This window comes from Variovorax sp. FW301-JW7 (assembly GCF_058788795.1).
Genome location: NZ_JBYTBC010000021.1, coordinates 1 through 20028 on the forward strand (window position 1 = coordinate 1; position 20028 = coordinate 20028).

The following is a 20028-nucleotide window of genomic DNA, read 5'->3' on the forward strand; positions in this document are numbered from 1 at the left end:
CTTTTGCCTACGTTTCTTTGGCGAAGCAAAGAAAAGTAGGTCGCCTGCCGGGGCGAGACCCGGCCTCGGGAAGCAAAACGAGGCACGGCGATGAACCTGTCGCGTCCTTTCGTCCGCCGCCCCATAGGCACAGTCCTCCTGACCATAGGCATCGCCCTGGCAGGAATCGCCGCGTTCTTCGTCCTCCCAGTCTCCCCCCTCCCTCAGGTCGACTACCCAGTCATCTCAGTAAGAGCCTCGATCCCAGGAGCCAGCCCCGAGACGATGGCAACAAGCGTCGCCACGCCACTGGAAAGACACCTGGGAACCATCGCAGGCGTCAACGAAATGACGTCCACCAGCTCGGTAGGCTCCTCCCGAGTCACCCTGCAGTTCGACCTCAGCCGCAACATCGACGGCGCCGCCAGAGAAGTCCAGGCCGCCATCAACGCCAGCCGCGTAGACCTGCCAGCGACATTAAGAAGCAACCCCACCTACCGCAAAGCCAACCCGGCTGCGTCGCCAGTCATCATCCTGGCCCTGACGTCCAAAACAAAGACCCCAGGCCAGATCTACGACGCCGTCTCCAACATCGTCAGCCAGCGCCTGTCTCAAGTAGACGGCGTAGGCGACGTGGAGATCGGCGGCGGTTCGCTCCCCGCGGTGCGCATCGAACTGCTCCCCTTCGCCCTCAACCGCTACGGCATCAGCACCGAAGACGTGCGCGCTGCCATCCAGGCGTCGAATGCGAACCGTCCCAAAGGCATGGTGCAGGGAGAGGGACGCAAGCTGCAGATCTACACCCAGACCCCGGCACTGCGCGCAAGCGACTACGCCTCGATGGTCGTGGCCTGGCGCAACGGCGCGGCGGTGCGGCTGCGCGAGGTGGCCGACGTGATCGACGGCGTGGAAGACACGCGCACGCTGGGCCTGTTCAACGGCGAGCCAGCGATCATCGTGCTGATCACGCGCCAGCCCTCGGCCAACATCATCGAGACCGTCGACAACGTGCGCGCGCTGCTGCCCGAACTGCAGGCGCAACTGCCGCCGGACGTGACGCTGCAGGTCGCCTCGGACAGCACCAACTCCATCCGCAGCTCGCTGCGCGAGGTGGAGATGACGCTGGTCATCGCGGTGCTGCTCGTCGTGCTGGTGGTCAGCCTCTTCCTGCGCAGCGTGCGCGCGACGGTGGTGCCGGCGGTGGCCACGGTGGTGGCGCTCTTGGGCACGTTCGGGGTGATGCACCTGCTGGGCTTCAGCCTCAACAACCTGAGCCTGATGGCGCTCACGGTGGCCACGGGCTTCGTGGTGGACGACGCCATCGTGGTGCTGGAGAACACCAGCCGACACATCGAATCGGGCATGTCGCGCATGAAGGCGGCGCTGCTCGGTGCGCAGGAAGTGGGCTTCACGGTGCTGTCGATCAGCGTGTCGCTGGTGGCGGTGTTTATTCCGCTGCTGTTCATGGGCGGGCAGGTGGGGCGGCTGTTCCGCGAGTTCGCGGTCACGCTGTCGGCGGCGGTGCTGATCTCGCTGGTCATCTCGCTCACCACCACGCCGATGATGTGCGCGTGGATGCTCAAGCCCGGCGGCGAGCACGAAAAGAACAAGCCGCAAGGTCGCTTCGGCCGCGCCGCGGCGCGCAGCTACGACTGGATGCTCAAGCGCTACGAGAGCGCACTCGACTGGGCGCTGGACAGCAAGGCGATCGTCATGGTCGTGCTGCTGGCGGTGGTGGGCCTCAACGTCTACCTGTTCAGCGCGGCGCCCAAGGGCTTCTTCCCGCAGCAGGACAGCGGCCAGCTCAACGGCGGCCTGCGCGCCGACCAGAGCATTTCGTCGCAGGCCATGGGCGCCAAGCTGCGCGAGGTGGTCGACATCATCCGCAAGGACGAAGCGGTCGACACCGTGGTGGGCTTCACGGGCGGCGGGCGCGCGGGCGGCGGCTTCATGTTCGTCAACCTGAAGCCGGCGAACCAGCGCAAGGACAGCGGCCTGGCGGTGATCGCGCGGCTGCGCCCGCAGCTGGCGCAGGTGACGGGGCTGCGCGTGTTCCTCGGCCCGGTGCAGGACGTGCGCTCGGGCGGGCGCTCCAGCAACTCCACCTACCAGTACACGCTCAAGAGCGACAGCCTGGCCGACCTGCGCACCTGGGCCGTGAAGCTGGCCGACGAGATGAAGCAGCAGCCCACGCTGACCGACATCGACACCGACCAGGACCAGAACGGCGTGGAGACGGTGGCCAAGGTCGACCCCGACAGCGCGCGGCGCCTGGGGCTGACCTCCACCGCCATCGACAACGCGCTGTACAACGCCTTCGGCCAGCGGCAGGTGGCCACGATCTACACCGAGCTCAACCAGTACCACGTGGTGATGGAGTGGGCGCCGGCCTACACGCGCAGCCCGAACGCGCTGCGTGACGTGTACGTGCCGGCCACGAAGACCTCGGTGGTCGCGGGGCAGGCCGTGACCACGCAGGTGGCGGCAACGACCACGGCATCCACGGGCAGCAAGGCGGCCTCCACCAGTGCCGTCGCGACGGTGCCGGTGTCGGCCAACGCCGGCTCGCGCAACGCCTCGACCGGCAACGTGCTGAGCAACACGGCCACCGCGCTGGTGCCGCTGTCGGCGGTGGCGAAGTTCGAGGAGCAGTCGGTGGCCACGTCGGTGAGCCACGAGGACGGCGAACTCGCCACCACCATCTCGTTCAACCTGGCCGAGGGCGCCAACCTCGGCGACGCGCGCGAGGCCATCGCCAAGGCCGAGGCCAACATCGCCATGCCGACGAATGTGCGCGGCGCCTTTGCCGGCACCGCGCTGAGCGCGCAGCAGTCGCAGGGGCAGCAGGCGATGCTGATCCTGGCGGCGCTGGTGGTGATCTACATCGTGCTGGGCATCCTGTACGAGAGCCTGGTGCATCCGGTGACGGTGCTCTCGACCTTGCCTTCGGCCGGCGTGGGCGCGGTGCTGGCGCTCTTGATGTTCCGCATGGAGTTTTCCATCATCGCGCTGATCGGCGTGTTCCTGCTGATCGGCATCGTGAAGAAGAACGCCATCCTGATCATCGACTTCGCGCTGGAGGCCGAGCGCTCGCGCGGCCTGAGCCCGCTCGAGGCGGTGCGCGAGGCCTGCCTGCTGCGCTTCCGCCCGATCCTGATGACCACGCTGGCCGCCGCGCTCGGCGCGCTGCCGCTGGCCATCGGCTTCGGCGAGGGCGCCGAGCTGCGCCGGCCGCTGGGCGTGGCGATCATCGGCGGGCTCATCGCGAGCCAGTTGCTGACGCTGCTCACCACGCCGGTGGTGTACCTGCTGCTCGACAAACTGCGCCGCCGCGGCAAGAACGAACACGCGCTGGGCCGCGCCACGGCCGCCTGAGATCCATGACCATGAATGCCTCCTTCTCTTCTCTCGGCCCTTCACGCCGCTTCTTCGCGCTGAGCACGCTCGCGCTGGCCGCCGTGCTCGCCGGCTGTGCTGTGGGCCCGGCCTACAAGGTGCCCGAGTCGGCGGCATCGGCCGGCTGGAAGGAACAGCCCGCCGCCGACGGCTGGCTGCCCGCCGCGCCGGCCGACGCGCTCGATCGCGGCGAGTGGTGGAAGCTCTTCGGTGATGCCACGCTCGACGAACTCGCGGGGCGCGTGCAGGTGTCGAACCAGAACATCGCCGCCGCCGTCGCCAGCTACACGCAAGCGCAGGCGCTGGTGCGCGAGCAGCGCGCGGGGCTGTTCCCGTCGGTGTCGTTCGACGGCAGCGGCAAGCGCTCGGGCACGGTGGGCGGCAACGCCTCGGCCAGCCCGTCGAACACCTTCGGCGCCACGCTGGGCGCGAGCTGGACGCCCGACGTGTGGGGCCGCCTGCGCGAAACCGTGAACAGCGCGCAGGCCAACGCACAGGCCAGCGAGGCCGACCTGGCCTCGGCGCGGCTGTCGGCCGTCGGCGCCCTGGCCACCAACTACTTCTCGCTGCGCGAGGCTGATGCCGAGATCGTGCTGCTCGACGAAACCATCCTCGGCTACCAGCGCGCCTTCGAGATCACGAGCAACCGCTACGCCGCCGGCATTGCGGCGCAGACCGACGTGCTGCAGGCGCAGACGCAGCTGGTGAATGCCAAGGCCGACCGCGTGGGCCTGCAGCGCACGCGTGCCACGCTGGAGCACGCCATCGCGATGCTGGTGGGCGTGGCGCCGGCCGACTTCAGCCTGCCGCCCGCGCGCTGGACGCCCACGGTGCCCGGCGTGCCGACCGGCGTGCCCTCGACGCTGCTGCAGCGCCGCCCCGACATCGCAGCGGCGGAGCGCGCGGTGGCCGCGGCCAATGCGCAGATCGGCGTGGCGCGCTCGGCCTACTACCCGAACATCTCGCTCACGGCCTCGGTCGGCAGCAACGCGAGCCGCGTGAAAGACCTCTTCGGCGCGACCAACACGTTGTGGGGGCTGGGCCTGTCGGTGGCGCAGGTGGTGTTCGATGCGGGCGCCATCAGCGCCAGCGTCGATGCCGCCAAGGCCGGCCACGAGGCCAGCGTGGCGCGCTACCGCCAGACCGTGCTGGCCGCGTTCCAGACCGTCGAAGACCAGTTGACCACCGGCGCCACGCTGGCGCAGCAGGAAGGCTTGCGCCGCGAGGCCACGGCGGCGGCCGACAAGACGGAGCAGCAGTTGCTCAACCGGTATCGTGCGGGGCAGGTGAGCTACACCGATGTGGTGCAGGCGCAGGCCGCTGCACTGAGCGCGCGGCGCGCGCTCGTGCAGCTTCAGGTCAATCGCCAGGCCGCGGCAATCGCGCTGATCCAGGCCATGGGCGGCGGCTGGCAGGCCGACTGGATGGGCGATGCCCGCCCGGCCGGCAACAGCACTTCAAACAACAACGCCGCTTCCCGCACACCGTAAGGGGCGGGCGTCGCGGGCGGGCATGGGAACCTGCCTGGCCCGTCGGCCCGGCTCGGCGCGAACACCGGACCGGGCGTCGTCGCTTCGCGGCGGTGGTCACCGCTCGGCGCTCACACTATCGCTCTCTCCCCATCAGTGCGCCGGACGGTCGATGGCACCGCCCAGGTAGTCCTTGTCTGTCACCAGGACCCAGAGGGCGAGCACCATGATCAGCGCGGCAATCAGCACCGCGTTGACCAGCGCCGGCTCGACCATGCGGAAGTTGAGCAACCAGGGCGACACCGCCAGCCAGGCTGCCAGCGCCACTTCGGTCCACTCTTCCCACTGGTGCGGCACGAAGGTCGCGCCCAAGGCCACGGCGCCCAGCAGGATGCCGGTCGCCACCATGGTCCACATGGCGAGCGAATTGCCCTGAAAGCCCAGTACCCATGGCGAGACGATCAGCCACACACCGGCGACGGCGTTGACGGGGTCCTGCCAATGCTTCACATGCTTCATGGTCGTTACCTCCTGTCGCAGCACGACGCCACGACTCTGGTTGGATCGTTGTGTTACGCCGTGGTTCCACGGGGCCAACGCAGCGGGGGCTTGCGGATCGGCGCTGCGTTCCTATACTTGAGTGCGCACTCATTTAAACGAACGATGGAGATCATCGACGCATGGCCCGACCCCGCAGCGCAGACAAGCACAACGCGATCCTCGAGGCGGCGCTGGTCGAGTTCGGCCGGCGCGGCGTGTGGGCCACGCCGACCTCGGCGATCTCGCGCACCGCGGGTGTGGCCGAGGGCACGCTGTTCACCTACTTCGCAAGCAAGGCGCTGCTGACCGACGCGCTGTACCGCGTGCTGAAGACCGAGCTGGCCGGCGTGATGCTGGCCGACTGGCCCGAAGCCGCCGACCCGCGCACCCAGTTCCACCACATCTGGGACCGCTATGTGCAATGGGGCGTGGCGCATCCCGGCAAGCTGCGCGTGCTGGCGCAGCTCAAGGTGTCGGACGAACTGAGCGACGAGAGCCGCGCCGCCGGCATGGCGCCGTTCGCGCGGCTGGAGGCGGTGGCGCAAGACTGCATGCGGCGCGGCGAAGTCGTCGAGCGGCCGATGGAATTCCTGGGCGCGATGTTGACCGCCATGGCCGAGACCACCGTCGGCTACATCGCGCAGGCCGGTGATGAACAAGAGGCCTTTGACTACGCCGAAGCTGGCTTCGAGATTTTCTGGCGAGGCATCGCCGTGCCGCCCTGACGACGACGACCCCACCTCCCGCACGAACGACAAGACCCACCGAAGAAAGACCACGCCATGCCTCAACTCAAACGCCGCCACTTCGTGCTCGGCACCCTCGGGGCCGCCGGCGCCCTGGTCGTCGGCTGGGCCGCCACGCCGGCGGCTTCGCGCCTCGTACCCGGCGCGCCGCTGCCGGCGGGCAACGGGCAGGTCGCGCTCAACGGCTGGGTCAAGGTGGGCAGTGACGACACGGTCACGCTGGTGATGACGCAATCCGAGATGGGGCAGGGTACGCACACCGGCCTGGCGATGCTGCTGGCCGAGGAGATGGACGCCTCGATGTCGCAGGTGCGGCTCGAGCAGGCCGGCTTCGACGCCATCTACAACAACCAGGCCATGATCCTCGACGCGCTGCCCTTCAAGCCCGGCGACGAGGGCTTCGGCAAGCGCGCGGCGCACCAGGTCGTGGGCAAGCTGCTGCGCACGATCCCGGGGCTCTCGGGCACGGGCGGTTCGTCGAGCGTCACCGACCAGTGGGGCCCGGTGCGCGAGGCCGGCGCCTCGGCGCGGCTCATGCTGGTGGGTGCGGCGGCGGCGCAGTGGCAGGTGCCCGCCAGCGAATGCCGCACGGAAGCGGGCCGCGTGCTGCACCCGGCGTCCAACCGCAGCGCGCGCTTCGGCGAACTCGCGGCAAAGGCCGCGCAGCAGCCCCTGCCCACGGCGGTGAAGCTCAAGGCACAAGCCGACTTCCGCGTCATCGGCCAGCCGCAGCGGCGCATCGACAACGCCGGCAAGCTCAACGGCACCGCCACCTACGGCATCGACGTGCTGCCGCCGGGCTTGCTGTACGCCAGCATCGCCATGTGCCCGACGCTGGCCGGCCGCGTCGCGCGCTTCGATGCGAAAGCCGCCGAGGCGCTGCCCGGCGTGCGCAAGGTGATGGCGCTGGAGCCAGTGGCCGCGAGCCTCGTCGGCACGGGCAGCACGGCGGGCGGCGTCGCGGTGATCGCCGACACGCCGTACCACGCGATGCGCGCGCTGAAGCAGGTCGACATCGAATGGGACCACGGTCCGGCCGCGAGCCTGTCGAGCGCCGAGATGATCGACCGCCTCGCGCGCACGCTCGACGCCGAAGCGGGCAATGCACGCCTCGATACCGGCGGCGTGGCGGCGGCGCTGAAGTCCGCCGCGCGCACGATCGAGGTCGAGTACCGCGTGCCTTTCCTGGCGCACGCCACCATGGAGCCGATGAACTGCACCGTGCAGTTCAAGGACGGCGCCGCCACCGTCTGGGCGCCCACGCAGGCGCCGGGCTTCGCGCGCGCGGCGGTCGCCAAGACGCTGGGCATCGATGCCGACAAGGTCACGCTGCACGTCACCTACCTGGGCGGCGGCTTCGGGCGGCGCTACTTCATCGACTTCCTGGTGCAGGCCGCGCAGCTCGCACGCGAGGCCGGCGGCGCACCGGTGCAACTGATCTGGTCGCGCGAGGAAGACATGACGCACGACTTCTACCGCCCGGCCTACGTGGCGCTGTGCAAGGCCGGTTTCGACGCGGCGGGCGCACTGGTCGCGTGGCAGACCACCAGCGCCGGCTCCAGCCTGGGTGCGCCGTCGTTCATGGACAACTCGACCGACGGCGCCTGGAACACCGCCTACGACTTTCCGCAGGCCCGCGTGGCGCACGTGCCGGTCGAATCGGCCGTCACCACCGGCATCTGGCGCTCGGTGGCGCATTCGCAGAACGGCTTCTTCGTCGAGAGCTTCATCGACGAATGCGCCGTCGCCGCCGGCAAGGACCCGGTGGCTTTCCGCGCCGGTCTGCTCGCCAAGGACGCACGCCACCTGGCGGTGCTCAAGCGCGTGGCCGAACTCTCGAAGTGGGGCGAGCCGCTGGCCGACGGGCCCGACGGCACGAAGCGCGCGCGCGGCGTGGCCATTCACCGGGCCTTCGGCAGCATCGTGGCGCAGGTGGCCGAGGTGTCGGTGACGCCCGAGCGGCAGATCCGCGTGCACCGCGTGGTGTGCGTGATCGACTGCGGCCTGCCGGTCAACCCGAACCTGATCCGCCAGCAGATGGAAGGCGGCATCGTGTTCGGCCTGTCGGCCGCGCTGCGCGGCGAGATCACCGTGGCGCGCGGCCAGGTGCAGCAGAGCAACTTCCACGACTACACGCCGCTGCGCATCGACGAGTGCCCGGTGATCGAGGTCGACATCCTCGCCGGCACCGGCGCCGAGGTGCCGCCCGGCGGCGTGGGCGAGCCGGGCACGCCGCCCATCGCGCCCGCCGTGGCCAACGCCGTGTTCGCGCTGACCGGCCAGCGCCTGCGCAGCCTGCCTCTGCGGCTGGCCTGATCTCCCAGAACAGCAAGAAAGACACCCCATGACCACCACCACGCTGAAGATCAACGGCCAGACCGCCACCGTGAGCGCCGAGCCCGACACCCCGCTGCTGTGGGTGCTGCGCGGCGAGATGAAGCTCGTCGGCACCAAGTTCGGCTGCGGCAAGGCGCTGTGCGGCGCCTGCACCGTGCACCTGGACGGCCAGGCCGTGCGCTCCTGCGTCACCCCGCTGGAGGCCGTGGGCGGGCGCGAAATCACCACCATCGAGGGCCTGAAGGGCCGGGAAGCCGACGCCCTGCGCGCGGCCTGGACCGAGGTCGACGTGGTGCAGTGCGGCTACTGCCAGAGCGGCCAGCTGATGTCGGCCTGCGCGCTGCTCAAGACCACGCCCAAACCCAGCGACGACCAGGTGTCGGACGCCATGCGCGGCAACATCTGCCGCTGCGGCACCTACCCGCGGATTCGCGTGGCGATCCATCGGGCGGCCGAAACGGTGGGGCGTTAACGCAGAAACCGGGGTTGTTGTTTACAGAAGTTAATAATTTCTACGTAACTATCGAAAAAGTCGCCAGAACGGGATTTTTACGGAAATTGGGGATATGAAGCTTCGATACGCCGCCGTACCATCCGCGCGGCCTGCTTCGGGCCGTCCCCTGTTTTCGACTTTCGATGACCCCCCCAGACCCCTCGCGGACGCGCGTGCTGTCCGTGGCCGACACGTTGCGCACCCGCATCTTCGACGGTGCGATCGCTCCCGGCGCCCACCTGATGGAGATTTCGCTCGCCAACGAGCTCGGCGTGTCGCGCACCCCTGTGCGCGGCGCGATGGCGCGGCTGGCCGATGAGGGGCTGTTGGTCTACCACCCGCAGCGGGGTTTCCAGGTGCGCCGTTTCGACGCCAAGGACGTGTTCGACGCCTTCAGCGTGCGCGCCACGCTCGAAGGCATGGGCTGCCGCCTGCTCAGCGAGCGCGGCCTGGGCGGCGAGGCGCTGGCCGAACTGACGGCCATGGTCGACGAGCAGCACGCGCTGCTGCACGCCGATGGCGACTGGACCGACGAGCGGGCCGATCAGTGGCAGGACCTGAACCAGGCCTTCCACCACAAGCTGCTGTCGCTGGCCGACAACCGCTGGCTCAGCGAGGCCGTGCAGCGCGCCTGCCAGCTGCCGGTGATCTTCGACAGCCGCTCGCGCCCGCACAAGCACGACGCCGCGATGCTGATGTACCGGCACGGCCAGGCCCTGCAGGCGCTGGAAGAGCACCGATGCATCGTCGAGGCGCTCGGCCGGCAGGAAGCGGCGGGCGCCGAAGCCGCCATGCGCGAGCACATCAACGCCAACCGCGACCTGCTGGTGCTCTACCTGCGCCAGAGCGCTGGCCGCACCCGCGCGCTCGCCTGATTTCGTCTCTCAGCCGCCGCGCGCCACCGGCGCCATGAGGTAGGCCCCCGACTCGAACAGCTGCGCCTCGGCCTGGTCGATGCGCCGGATCACCGGCTTGCCCGCGCGGCTCGCCAGCAGCTCGACCAGCGCTTCCGTCACGGCCACGCCGGCGGCGACCGAGGGGAAGAACGAGGGGCTGTGGATGGTGAAGAGCAGCGTCTCGTCCGCCAGCAGCGACAGCGGCGAGGTCACGCTGTCGGTGATCGCCACGATGCGGCAGCCGGCCGCCTTTGCCGCCTCGGCCACCTGCAAGGCTTCACGCGAGTAGGGCGCAAAGCTCGCCACCACCAGCGCGTCGCCCTTGGCGAAGGCGCGCTGCTGCATCTCGAGCGAGCCGCCCTGGCCGTCCACCAGGTGCACGCTGGTGCGAAAGAGCCGGTACACGTACACGAACGAGAAGGCGATCGGAAAGCAGGCGCGAAAGCCCGCCGCGTGCACGGCCGGCGCCTTCTCCAGCAGCGCGCAGGCCTTGAGCAGCGCCGGCCCGCTCTGCTGGTGCGTGAGCTCCAGGTTGCGTCGCTGCACCTCGAACATCTCGCCCGCCAGGCTCTGGTCGGCGACACGGCCCACCAGCTGCTTGGCGCGCCCGCCGTAGGTCTCGGTGCCCAGGCCCATGTCGGCGGCGAAGGCCTCCTTCAGCTGCGGCCAGCCCTCGAAGCCCAGGTGCTGGGCGAAACGCACCAGCGTGGCCGGCGTGCTCTGTGCGCGCGTGCCGACATTGCGCATCGAACCCGTGACCACTTCGTTCGGGTGGTCGAGCACGTAGCGCGCGACCTGCTGCAGGGCAGGGCTCAGGTCGTTGAAGCGTTGGCGGATCTGTTCTTTGGCGTTCATCGAAATACCTTCGTGCTTCGCACTGCGGTGCGAGCTTGCTTGGGGCGGCCCGGCGCAGCGCTCATGGCAGTGTCTCTTTTCGTGCGGTGTCTGGAACGAATGTACCGGAGCAGGGAAATCCCGGAAGTTGACGGAACAAATGTTCCAAACAATAATTGGGCCGAAACGTTAGTTCCAATCCCAGTCCAGTTGCCAGCCGCCATGACGCACGTCTTCCACCGCCACCTTCGCCAGACCCCGCCCGTTGCCGCCAGCGCGCAGGGCATGTTCATCCGCGACGCCGAAGGGCGCGAGTACCTCGACGCCTCGGGCGGCGCGGCCGTGTCCTCGCTCGGCCATGGCCATCCCGAGGTGATGGCGGCCATGCACGCGCAGATCGACAAATTGGCCTACGCCCACACCAGCTTCTTCACTAGCGAGGTGGCCGAGCAGCTGGCCGATGAACTGATCGGTTCTGCCCCCGAAGGCATGAGCCACGTGTACCTCGTGAGCGGCGGTTCCGAGGCGGTGGAGTCGGCGCTGAAGATGGCGCGCCAGTACTTCGTGGAAATCGGCCAGCCGCAGCGCACGCACTTCATCGCGCGCCGCCAGAGCTACCACGGCAACACGCTGGGCGCGCTCGCGGTGGGCGGCAACGCCTGGCGGCGCGAGCCCTTCGCGCCGATCCTCGTGCCGGCCACGCACGTCGCGCCGTGCTACCCCTACCGCGAGCAGCGCGAAGGTGAAAGCGCCGAGCAGTACGGCCTGCGCCTGGCGGCCGAGCTCGAAGCAGCCATCGTCGCGCAGGGCGCCGACCGCGTGATCGCCTTCGTCGCCGAGACCGTGGGCGGTGCCACCGCCGGCGTGCTCACGCCGGTGCCGGGCTACTTCAAGGCCGTGCGCGCCGTGTGCGACAAGTACGGCGTGCTGCTGATCCTCGACGAGGTGATGTGCGGCATGGGCCGCACCGGTTCGCTGCACGCCTGCGAGCAGGAGGGCGTGGTGCCCGACCTGATGACCATCGCCAAGGGCCTGGGTGGCGGCTACCAGCCGATCGGCGCGGTGTTGGCGCAGCGCCGCATCGTCGAGGCCATGTCCAAGGGCAGCGGCTTCTTCCAGCACGGCCACACCTACCTGGGCCATCCGATGGCCTGCGCGGCGGCGCTCGCGGTGCAGCAGGTGATCCGCCGCGACGGCCTGGTCGCCAAGGTGCGCGACGACGGCTTGGCCTTCGGCGCGATGCTGGCCGAGGCGCTGGGCGATCACCCGCACGTGGGCGACATCCGCGGGCGCGGCTTCTTCTGGGGCGTCGAGCTGGTGGCCGACCGCGCGAGCAAGCAGCCCTTCGATCCGGCCCTGGCCATCAATGCGCGCCTCAAGAAGGACGCGATGGCGCGCGGCCTGCTGTGCTACCCCTTCGGCGGCACGGTGGACGGGCGCCAGGGCGACCACGTGCTGCTGGCGCCGCCGTACATCGCGACGCGCGACCACCTGCAGGAGATCGTCGCGCGGCTCACGGCCTCGGTCGACGCGGTCACGCGCGACGCGATGCGCTGAGCCACCGCCCCTTTTTCTTCAACCGCCGTTCCGAGGAGCGTTCCATGCCCCAGCTTCGCCTGTCGCTTTCCATCGCCGCCGCCTTCGCGCTGGCCTGTGCCGCCCTGGTGCCGACCACCGCCGCGCAGGCGCAGGCCGCCAACGACACGCTCGCCAAGATCAAGGCCAGCGGCGCCATCACCTTCGGCTACCGCGAGGCCTCGTTCGGCTTCTCGTACCTGGACGCCAACCTCAAGCCCGTGGGCTACAGCATCGAGATCTGCAACCGCATCGTCGACGCGCTGAAGACCGAACTGAAGCTGCCGGCCCTCGACATCAAGTACCAGGCCGTGACGTCGGCCAACCGCATCCCGCTGGTGCAGAACGGCACGGTGGACATCGAGTGCGGCTCCACCACCAACCTGGTCGAGCGCCAGTCGCAGGTGGCTTTCTCGCCGGACATCTTCCGCTACAACGTGCGCACGCTGGTGAAGGCCGATTCGGGCATCAAGAGCATCGCCGACCTGCAGGGCAAGACGGTGGTCACCACCGCCGGCACCACGTCGTTCCGCCTGCTGCGCGCGGCCGACAAGGGCCGCAGCCTCGAGGTGAACCAGCTCTCGGGCAAGGACCACACCGACTCGTTCCTGCTGGTCGAGAGCGGTCGCGCGCAGGCTTTCGTGCTGGACGACATCCTGCTCGCGGGCCAGATCGCCAACGCGCGCAACCCGAAGGACTTCGTCATCACCGGCGAGAGCCTGCGCACCGAGAACCAGTCGCTGATGTTCCGCAAGGACGATCCGGCCTTCAAGGCGCTGGTGGACCGCGTGGTGTCGGGCATGATGAAGTCCGGCGAGATGGACAAGCTCTACAGCAAGTGGTTCATGTCGCCGATTCCGCCCAAGGGCATCAACATCAACTACCCGCTCAATGCCGAGACGAAGGAGGCCTTTGCCAACCCGTCGTCCAAGGGCATCTGATCCCACCTGACTTCATGACACGCATCGCCCTCATCCACGCGCTCTCGCATTCCGTCGCCCCCATCAACGAAGCCTTCGCACGCGACTGGCCCGAGGCCGTGCGCATGAACCTGCTGGACGACAGCCTTTCGGCCGACCTCGCGCGCGACGGCAAGGGGCTCGACGCGGCGATGCACGAGCGCTTCCAGCGGCTGGCGCAGTACGCGGTGGACACGGGCGCGCGCGGCATTCTCTTCACCTGCTCGGCCTTCGGGCCGTGCATCGAGGCGGTGGCGCAGCGGCATGCGGGCATTCCGGTGCTCAAGCCCAACGAGGCCATGATCGAGGAGGCCGTGCAGGGCGAGGGCCGCCTGGGCCTGATCGCGACTTTCGCGCGCACGCTGGAATCGATGCCGCCGGAGTTTCCTTCGGGCATGGCGCTCGAACTCGCACTGGCCGAGGGCGCGCTGGCCGCGCTCGATGCGGGCGACACGCAGCGCCACGACGCGCTCATCGCCGAACAGGCGGCCGCGCTGCGTGCGCGCGGCTGCACGCGCATCGCCCTGGCTCAGTTCAGCATGGCGCGGGCGCGTGGCGCCTGCGAGGCGGCCAGCGGCCTGCCAGTGCTGACGACGGTCGACAGCGCGGTGCGCGCGCTGCGCCGGCGTGCTTCAGCTTCAGTGTGAGCCGCCGTTGCCGACGACCGTGAACAGCGTGGTCATCGCCACCTGCGCCGCCTCGCCGCGCGCGAGCGGGCGGCCCGGGCCGGCGTTGCCGCTGTCGGTTTCCAGGCCCTGCGCCAGGCGGCGGTAGATGTCCGACGAGGGCATGGTCGCCGCCGTGCCGAGTGCGTCGCAGTAGGTGTCGGTGAGCACGGCGGCCAGCCGTTCGCGCTCGGCGTTGGACCGCATGGGCGCCTCGGCGGCGAAGACCGACGCCACGCAGTGCATCAGGTAGGCCTGGGTCTCGAGCGAGAAGGCCTGCTGGCGCACGTAGTCTTCTACTGCATGCCAGAAGAGGGTGTCGGAGGTGCGGCGCCAGCTTTCGAGCACCTTGCGCGACCTGGCGACCAGGTCGGCGTGCGCGTCGTGCGGTTCGGCCGGGCGCAGCGCCAGGCCCTGCAGCGTGAGCGCGGCCACCGGGCCGGCCGCGCCGAGCAGGAAGCTCCAGAACTTCCAGCGCGCGAACCATTTCTTGTCGTGGGCCGGGCCCAGCGGCTCCAGCAGCCGGAAGTCGATGCACAAGGCGGCGTCGGCCTGCAGGCCGGAGGCCATGCGGTCGGCTTCCACGTGGCCCTGCGCGACGATGCAGGCGCTGGCGCCGCAGTGGTCGATGTCGGCCAGGCGCTGCGTCAGTTGACGCAGTTCGTGGGCCGAGGCGCCGGTGGCTTCGGCCACGCGCAGCATGCCGTGGCACTGCTCCCGCTCCAGTTGGCAGGGGCTCTTGAGACGGTCTTCGACATGGTCGTCGAGCGTCGAGGGGCGTTCTTCAGCGACGCACGCCTCGAGTTCACTCCCGGTGGTGAACGTTGACATGGATGCTCCTTCGGACGCAGATGAATAACTGTTACCAATATGTATTAATGCGCCGACGTCGAACATCACCCGAACTAGGTATTTCCGTGGGTCGGCTGCCTGGCGTTTCGCCGGCGCAACGGCGCCTGAACAGGGCCTGACCGGGGGGCTCGCCATAATTGCCGCTCTTTCAAGGAGTACGCGTGGATATCGTTTTGCTGGCCAAGGCCGCTGTCATGGGCATCGTGGAGGGTCTGACTGAATTTCTCCCGATCTCGTCGACAGGCCATCTGATTCTTGCGGGCTCATTGCTCGGCGGCTTCGGCGACGACCGGGGCAAGGTCTTCGAGATCGCCATCCAGACCGGCGCGATCTTCGCGGTGATCCTGGTGTACTGGCAGAAGATCCGCTCCACCGTGGTGGCGCTGCCCAGGCAGCCCAAGGCGCAGCGCCTGGCGCTGAACATCTTCATCGGCTTCCTGCCGGCGGTGGTGCTGGGCCTGCTGTTCGGCAAGGTCATCAAGGCGCACCTGTTCATTCCGACCGTGGTGGCCAGCACCTTCATCATCGGCGGCTTCATCATCCTGTGGGCCGAGAAGCGGCCACCGGGCTCGGTGCGCGTCGAGCACGTGGACGACATGACGCCGTGGGACGCGCTCAAGGTGGGCCTGGTGCAGTGTTTCGCGATGATTCCGGGCACCAGCCGCAGCGGCTCGACCATCATCGGCGGCATGCTGCTGGGCCTGTCGCGTCAGGCGGCGACCGACTTCTCTTTCTTCCTGGCCATTCCCACGCTGATCGGCGCGGGCGTGTACAGCGTCTACAAGGAGCGCGCGGCGCTGTCGATGGCCGACCTGCCGCTGTTCGCGGTGGGCCTGGTGTTCTCGTTCATCAGCGCCTGGCTGTGCGTGCGCTGGCTGCTGCGCTACATCAGCAGCCACAGCTTCGTGCCGTTCGCCTGGTATCGCATCGCCTTCGGCATCGTGGTGCTGGCCACGGCGTGGACCGGCGCGGTGGTCTGGGCGGAATAAGCCAGCAGCCTCAGGCCGCCGCGCCCAGCAGCGCGCCGGCGGCCTTCGCCTCCCGCCGCACGGCGATGGCGATCGGCCCGTCGATGGCCGGGTCGAACCCGCCCGTGGCGCCCAGCGCGGTGATCACGGCGCACACCCTTCCTGCGTAGTCGTACACCGGTGCCGCCACGGCGCTGATGCCGCGCAGGTAGGTGTCCCGCACGATGGCGCAGTGCGCCTGCTGCACCTCGCGGCGCAGCGCGCCGATGGGGTCGTCGGCATCGAGCAGCGCCCGCATGTCCTCGGTGGCGTCGGCCAGTTCCTGCTCGGCCAGCGCCACCACGCGCGATTCGTCGAGCAGGCCCAGGAAGGCGCGCCCGGTGGCCGACCACAGCATCGACATCACCGAACCGGCGCGCACGTTCACCGTCACCGGCAGGCCCGGCTCCTCGAAGCGCACGATGGTCGGGCCCTTGTTGCCCATCACGGCGACGAAGCAGGTCACCTCCAGCGATTCGCGCAGGCGGATCAGGCAGGGCTCGGCCGCGCGGATCGGGTCGGCCTGGCGCATGGCGGCCAGGCCGATCTGGATCGCCTCGGGCCCCAGGTAGTAGTGCTGCGAGGCGGTGTCCTGGCGCACCAGGCTTTCTTCCATCAGGCTCGCGAGGTAGCGGTGCACCTTGGCCGGGCTCTCGCCCACGTGGGTGGCCAGCGCCGTGAGGCTGCTGCGCCCGCCCAGGTGCGCCAGGCCCTTGAGCACGGCCATGCCGGTCTCGGCGGACTGCACGCGCTGGCGGCGCTCGCGGGGAGGGGAAGAGGGTGCTTCGGCGGGGGAGGTCATGTCGTCGGCATCTTAGGTGGCGGCCCCAATGGCCGGGTAAACCCGTGGATCGGTGATTACGCAATGCGTATGATAATTACGCAATACACAATTTCTACCCCGGAGACACCCCGATGAAGAAGCACTTCGCCCGCGGCCTTGCGGTCCTGTCCCTGGCTGCCCTGGCCACCGCCGCCAGCGCCCAGACCGCCTTTCCGAACAAGCCGATCCGCTGGCTCGTGCCGTACGCAGCGGGCGGCGGTTCCGACTTCCTCGCGCGCACCGTCGCCCAGACGCTGTCGACGCAGGTCGGCCAGCCGGTGCTGGTGGACAACAAGCCCGGCGGCAACACCGCGCTGGCCGCCGCCGAAACCGCGCGCGCCCCGGCCGACGGCTACACCGTGCTCTCGGCCGACAACGGCACGCTGGTGTTCAACCCGGCGCTGTACAAGTCGCTGAGCTACAGCCCCACGAAGGATCTGGCGCCCGTCACGCTGATGGGCAAGTTCCCGATGATCCTGGTGGTCGGCGCCAACTCGGGCTTTGCCACCGCCAAGGACTTCATCGCGCAGGCCAAGGCCAAGCCGGGCGGCATCAACTACGCCTCGGCCGGCGCGGGCAGCCCGCACCACCTGGCGATGGAACTGCTGAAGGTGGAAGCCAAGCTCTTCATGGTCCACGTGCCGTACCGCGGCGCGGCGCCCGCGCTGGCCGACGTGGTCGGCGGGCAGCTGCCGGCCATGATGGTCGACATGGCCGCCGGTGCCGGCTTCATCAAGGGCGGCAAGGTGCGCCCGCTGGCCGTGGCCAACCCCACGCGCCTGCCGCAACTGCCCGACGTGCCCACCTTCGCCGAGCTTGGCTACAAGAACGTCGAAGCCGCCGCGCTGGTCGGCGTGGTGGTGCCCGCGGCCACGCCGGCCGACGTGGTGAACACGCTCAACCGCCAGCTGGTGGCCGCCATCCACGAGCCCTCGGTGAACAAGCGCATGGTCGACTTCGGCGTCGAGCCCGTGGGCAACACGCCCGCGCAGTACACCGAGCTGCTCAAGGCCGAGACCGCGCGTTGGCACAAGCTGATCCGTGATTTGAAGATCACGCTCGACTGAGTCTGCTGCCATGTCCGACACCGCCATGCCTTCGCGCACTTCCGGTTGCCCCGTCGCGCACGGGGCGCTCTCCGCCGAGCGCACGCCCACCGGCTGCCCCGTGAGCCAGCGCGCCGCCGAGTTCGACCCCTTCGAAGACGGCTACCAGCAGGACCCGCCCGAGTACGTGCGCTGGGCCCGCGAGCAGGAGCCGATCTTCTACAGCCCCAGGCTGGGCTACTGGGTGATCACGCGCTACGACGACATCAAGGCGGTGTTCCGCGACAACCTCACCTTCAGCCCGTCGAACGCGCTGGAGAAGATCACGCCCACGGGCGAAGAAGCCAACGCCGTGCTCGCAAGCTACGGCTTCGCGCTCAACCGCACGCTGGTGAACGAGGACGAGCCGGCCCACATGCCGCGCCGCCGCGCGCTCATGGACCCGTTCACGCCCGAGGCGCTGAAGCACCACGAGCCGCTGGTGCGCGAACTCGCGCGCAGCTATGTCGACCGCTTCATCGACGACGGCCGCGCCGACCTCGTCGACCAGATGCTGTGGGAAATCCCGCTCACCGTGGCGCTGCACTTTCTCGGCGTGCCCGAGGAAGACATGGACACGCTGCGCAAATATTCCATCGCGCACACCGTCAACACCTGGGGTCGCCCCAAGCCCGAGGAACAGGTGGCCGTGGCGCACGCCGTCGGCAACTTCTGGCAGTACGCCGGCAAGGTGCTCGACAAGATGCGGCAAGACCCCGACGCACCGGGCTGGATGCAGTACGGCATCCGCAAGCAGATGCAGCACCCCGAGGTCGTCACCGACTCGTACCTGCACTCGATGATGATGGCCGGCATCGTGGCCGCGCACGAGACCACCGCCAACGCCACCGCCAACGCCGTGAAGCTGCTGCTGCAGCACCCGCAGGTGTGGCAGGAGTTGTGCGACGACCCGGGCCTCATTCCCAACGCGGTGGAAGAGTGTCTGCGCCACAACGGCTCGGTGGCCGCCTGGCGCCGGCTCGTCACCAAGGACACGCAGGTCGGCGGCGTCGACTTGCCGGCGGGCTCGCGCCTCTTGATCGTCACCTCGTCGGCCAACCACGACGAAGGCCACTTCGCCGATGCCGACCTGTTCGACATCCGCCGCGACAACGCCAGCGACCACCTGACCTTCGGCTACGGCTCGCACCAGTGCATGGGCAAGAACCTGGCGCGCATGGAGATGCAGATCTTCCTGGAGGAGTTCACGCGCCGGCTGCCGCACATGCGCCTGTCGGCGCAGCGCTTCAGCTACGTGCCCAACACCTCGTTCCGCGGCCCCGAGCACCTGTGGGTCGAGTGGGACCCGCGTGCCAACCCGGAGCGCGCCAACGCCGGCCTGCGCGACGTGCAGGTGCCGGTGCGCATCGGCGAGCCGTCGGCGCACGCCATCGCGCGGCCCGTGGTGGTCGAGCGCGTGACGCCGGTGGCCGACGGCATCGTGCGCCTGCGCCTGGTGTCGCCCGACGGCAAGCCGCTGCCGCGCTGGACGCCGGGCTCGCACATCGACGTCGAATGCGGCTCGCCCGAGTTGTCGCGCCAGTACTCGCTGTGCGGCGACCCTGACGAAGCCCATGCGCTGGAGATCGCCGTGCTGCACGAGCCCGAAGGCCGTGGCGGTTCGGCCTGGGTGCATGCGAACGTGAAGGTGGGCGACCGCCTGCGCATCCGCGGCCCGCGCAACCACTTCCGGCTCGACGAGTCGCTGGCCAAGGCGATCTTCATCGCCGGCGGCATCGGCATCACGCCCGTGAGCGCGATGGCGCGGCGCGCCAAGGCGCTGGGCATGGACTACGAACTGCACTACAGCGGCCGCAGCCGCGCCACCATGGCCTTTGTCGACGAGCTGGCCGCGCTGCACGGCGAATGCCTGCACGTGCACGCCGCCGACGAAGGCCGGCGCAACGACCTGCGCGCGCTGCTGGCCACGCCCGTGCCCGGCGCGCAGGTGTATGCCTGCGGCCCGCTGCGCATGCTCGAAGCGCTGGAAGATTGCTGCGCCGCGTGGCCCGAGGGCGCCTTGCGCGTGGAGCATTTCGAATCGACGCTCGCCACGCTCGACCCGTCGAAGGAACATGCCTTCGAGGTGGAGCTGAAGGACTCCGGCCTCATGATCACCGTGCCGCCCGACCAGACCTTGCTGACGGCCTTGCGCGCGGCCAACGTCGATGTGCAGAGCGACTGCGAGGAAGGCCTGTGCGGTTCGTGCGAAGTGCGCGTGCTGGCCGGCAAGGTCGATCACCGCGACGTGGTGCTCACGCGCAGCGAGCGCGATGCGAACACGAAGATGATGGCCTGCTGTTCGCGTGCTTGCGAGGGGCGGCTGGTGCTCGAGCTTTGAGGCCTTTCGCCGCGCATTGATCCATCGCAAG

Annotated in this window: 16 protein-coding genes; 12 read left to right on the plus strand and 4 right to left on the minus strand. The window is 69.2% G+C overall.

The genetic code is table 11. From position 1 onward, the window contains the following. Positions 1-90: 90 nt before the first annotated feature. Both AC3WQM_RS30590 and AC3WQM_RS30595 read left to right on the plus strand, forming a co-directional pair. The gene (locus AC3WQM_RS30590; RefSeq protein ID WP_492683672.1) at positions 91-3354 is read left to right on the plus strand and encodes an efflux RND transporter permease subunit; all 3264 of its coding nucleotides are present in this window, start codon (positions 91-93) and stop codon (positions 3352-3354) included. 11 nt (positions 3355-3365) lie between these two features. Beyond that, positions 3366-4865, plus strand: a complete 1500-nt coding sequence (locus tag AC3WQM_RS30595) for an efflux transporter outer membrane subunit (RefSeq protein WP_492683673.1) — start codon at positions 3366-3368, stop codon at positions 4863-4865. A gap of 132 nt (positions 4866-4997) precedes the next feature. On the opposite strand, the gene AC3WQM_RS30600 is transcribed toward AC3WQM_RS30595, so the two are convergent. Then, positions 4998-5363 (minus strand): SPW repeat protein, encoded by a 366-nt coding sequence (locus tag AC3WQM_RS30600; RefSeq protein ID WP_492683674.1) that lies wholly within the window; start codon positions 5361-5363, stop codon positions 4998-5000. A gap of 161 nt (positions 5364-5524) precedes the next feature. On the opposite strand from AC3WQM_RS30600, the gene AC3WQM_RS30605 reads away from it, so the two are divergent. The 4 genes from AC3WQM_RS30605 (at position 5525) to AC3WQM_RS30620 (ending at position 9835) form a co-directional block, all read left to right on the plus strand. Then, positions 5525-6109: a TetR/AcrR family transcriptional regulator gene (locus AC3WQM_RS30605; protein ID WP_492683675.1), complete on the plus strand. Its 585-nt coding sequence runs from the start codon at positions 5525-5527 to the stop codon at positions 6107-6109. Between the two features lie 57 nt (positions 6110-6166). Next, positions 6167-8446, plus strand: a complete 2280-nt coding sequence (locus AC3WQM_RS30610; RefSeq protein WP_492683676.1) for a xanthine dehydrogenase family protein molybdopterin-binding subunit — start codon at positions 6167-6169, stop codon at positions 8444-8446. 28 nt (positions 8447-8474) lie between these two features. Further along, the gene (locus tag AC3WQM_RS30615) at positions 8475-8939 is read left to right on the plus strand and encodes a (2Fe-2S)-binding protein (RefSeq protein ID WP_492683677.1); all 465 of its coding nucleotides are present in this window, start codon (positions 8475-8477) and stop codon (positions 8937-8939) included. A 164-nt stretch (positions 8940-9103) separates the two neighbouring features. Beyond that, positions 9104-9835, plus strand: a complete 732-nt coding sequence (locus AC3WQM_RS30620) for a GntR family transcriptional regulator (RefSeq protein ID WP_492683678.1) — start codon at positions 9104-9106, stop codon at positions 9833-9835. A gap of 9 nt (positions 9836-9844) precedes the next feature. On the opposite strand, the gene AC3WQM_RS30625 is transcribed toward AC3WQM_RS30620, so the two are convergent. Further along, a complete protein-coding gene (locus AC3WQM_RS30625; RefSeq protein WP_492683679.1) occupies positions 9845-10711 on the minus strand; it encodes a MurR/RpiR family transcriptional regulator in 867 nt (288 codons plus the stop codon). Positions 10712-10912: 201 nt separating this feature from the next. Between AC3WQM_RS30625 and AC3WQM_RS30630 the strand changes: the two genes are divergently transcribed. From AC3WQM_RS30630 to AC3WQM_RS30640, 3 genes are read left to right on the plus strand one after another with little or no spacing between them, the layout of a single operon-like run. Then, positions 10913-12247, plus strand: coding sequence for an aspartate aminotransferase family protein (locus AC3WQM_RS30630; protein WP_492683680.1), 1335 nt, complete (start codon positions 10913-10915; stop codon positions 12245-12247). Between the two features lie 44 nt (positions 12248-12291). Further along, positions 12292-13206, plus strand: a complete 915-nt coding sequence (locus tag AC3WQM_RS30635; protein ID WP_492683681.1) for a transporter substrate-binding domain-containing protein — start codon at positions 12292-12294, stop codon at positions 13204-13206. A gap of 14 nt (positions 13207-13220) precedes the next feature. Then, complete coding sequence (locus tag AC3WQM_RS30640; protein WP_159276010.1) at positions 13221-13871, plus strand: aspartate/glutamate racemase family protein; 651 nt, start codon at positions 13221-13223, stop codon at positions 13869-13871. On the opposite strand, the gene AC3WQM_RS30645 is transcribed toward AC3WQM_RS30640, so the two are convergent. Further along, positions 13863-14720 carry a hypothetical protein gene (locus tag AC3WQM_RS30645; RefSeq protein ID WP_492683682.1) on the minus strand — a complete coding sequence of 286 codons (858 nt, stop codon included), beginning with the start codon at positions 14718-14720 and terminating at the stop codon, positions 13863-13865. The two genes, AC3WQM_RS30640 and AC3WQM_RS30645, sit on opposite strands and share 9 nt — an antisense overlap. 182 nt (positions 14721-14902) lie before the next feature. Here AC3WQM_RS30645 and AC3WQM_RS30650 point away from each other — a divergent pair, with 182 nt between their 5' ends. Continuing rightward, a complete protein-coding gene (locus AC3WQM_RS30650; protein ID WP_492683683.1) occupies positions 14903-15730 on the plus strand; it encodes an undecaprenyl-diphosphate phosphatase in 828 nt (275 codons plus the stop codon). Between the two features lie 10 nt (positions 15731-15740). Here AC3WQM_RS30650 and AC3WQM_RS30655 read toward each other — a convergent pair whose 3' ends face one another. Continuing rightward, positions 15741-16550, minus strand: coding sequence for an IclR family transcriptional regulator (locus tag AC3WQM_RS30655; protein WP_095948905.1), 810 nt, complete (start codon positions 16548-16550; stop codon positions 15741-15743). A gap of 113 nt (positions 16551-16663) precedes the next feature. Between AC3WQM_RS30655 and AC3WQM_RS30660 the strand changes: the two genes are divergently transcribed. Together AC3WQM_RS30660 and AC3WQM_RS30665 are read left to right on the plus strand one after the other, a co-directional pair. Then, entirely contained in the window at positions 16664-17638 is a 975-nt protein-coding gene (locus AC3WQM_RS30660) for a Bug family tripartite tricarboxylate transporter substrate binding protein (RefSeq protein ID WP_492683684.1), read from the plus strand. Positions 17639-17648: 10 nt separating this feature from the next. Beyond that, positions 17649-19997, plus strand: coding sequence for a cytochrome P450/oxidoreductase (locus tag AC3WQM_RS30665; RefSeq protein ID WP_492683685.1), 2349 nt, complete (start codon positions 17649-17651; stop codon positions 19995-19997). Positions 19998-20028 lie beyond the last annotated feature (31 nt).

What these genes read in the sequence shown, in the direction of transcription:
- AC3WQM_RS30590 (WP_492683672.1), top strand. Translation starts at nt 91, where the DNA reads ATGAACCTGTCGCGTCCTTTCGTCCGCCGCCCCATAGGCACAGTCCTC.
- AC3WQM_RS30645 (WP_492683682.1), bottom strand. Translation starts at nt 14,720, where the DNA reads ATGTCAACGTTCACCACCGGGAGTGAACTCGAGGCGTGCGTCGCTGAA.
- AC3WQM_RS30665 (WP_492683685.1), top strand. Translation starts at nt 17,649, where the DNA reads ATGTCCGACACCGCCATGCCTTCGCGCACTTCCGGTTGCCCCGTCGCG.
- AC3WQM_RS30595 (WP_492683673.1), top strand. Translation starts at nt 3,366, where the DNA reads ATGAATGCCTCCTTCTCTTCTCTCGGCCCTTCACGCCGCTTCTTCGCG.
- AC3WQM_RS30655 (WP_095948905.1), bottom strand. Translation starts at nt 16,550, where the DNA reads ATGACCTCCCCCGCCGAAGCACCCTCTTCCCCTCCCCGCGAGCGCCGC.
- AC3WQM_RS30635 (WP_492683681.1), top strand. Translation starts at nt 12,292, where the DNA reads ATGCCCCAGCTTCGCCTGTCGCTTTCCATCGCCGCCGCCTTCGCGCTG.
- AC3WQM_RS30615 (WP_492683677.1), top strand. Translation starts at nt 8,475, where the DNA reads ATGACCACCACCACGCTGAAGATCAACGGCCAGACCGCCACCGTGAGC.
- AC3WQM_RS30640 (WP_159276010.1), top strand. Translation starts at nt 13,221, where the DNA reads ATGACACGCATCGCCCTCATCCACGCGCTCTCGCATTCCGTCGCCCCC.
- AC3WQM_RS30620 (WP_492683678.1), top strand. Translation starts at nt 9,104, where the DNA reads ATGACCCCCCCAGACCCCTCGCGGACGCGCGTGCTGTCCGTGGCCGAC.
- AC3WQM_RS30630 (WP_492683680.1), top strand. Translation starts at nt 10,913, where the DNA reads ATGACGCACGTCTTCCACCGCCACCTTCGCCAGACCCCGCCCGTTGCC.
- AC3WQM_RS30605 (WP_492683675.1), top strand. Translation starts at nt 5,525, where the DNA reads ATGGCCCGACCCCGCAGCGCAGACAAGCACAACGCGATCCTCGAGGCG.
- AC3WQM_RS30660 (WP_492683684.1), top strand. Translation starts at nt 16,664, where the DNA reads ATGAAGAAGCACTTCGCCCGCGGCCTTGCGGTCCTGTCCCTGGCTGCC.
- AC3WQM_RS30625 (WP_492683679.1), bottom strand. Translation starts at nt 10,711, where the DNA reads ATGAACGCCAAAGAACAGATCCGCCAACGCTTCAACGACCTGAGCCCT.
- AC3WQM_RS30600 (WP_492683674.1), bottom strand. Translation starts at nt 5,363, where the DNA reads ATGAAGCATGTGAAGCATTGGCAGGACCCCGTCAACGCCGTCGCCGGT.
- AC3WQM_RS30610 (WP_492683676.1), top strand. Translation starts at nt 6,167, where the DNA reads ATGCCTCAACTCAAACGCCGCCACTTCGTGCTCGGCACCCTCGGGGCC.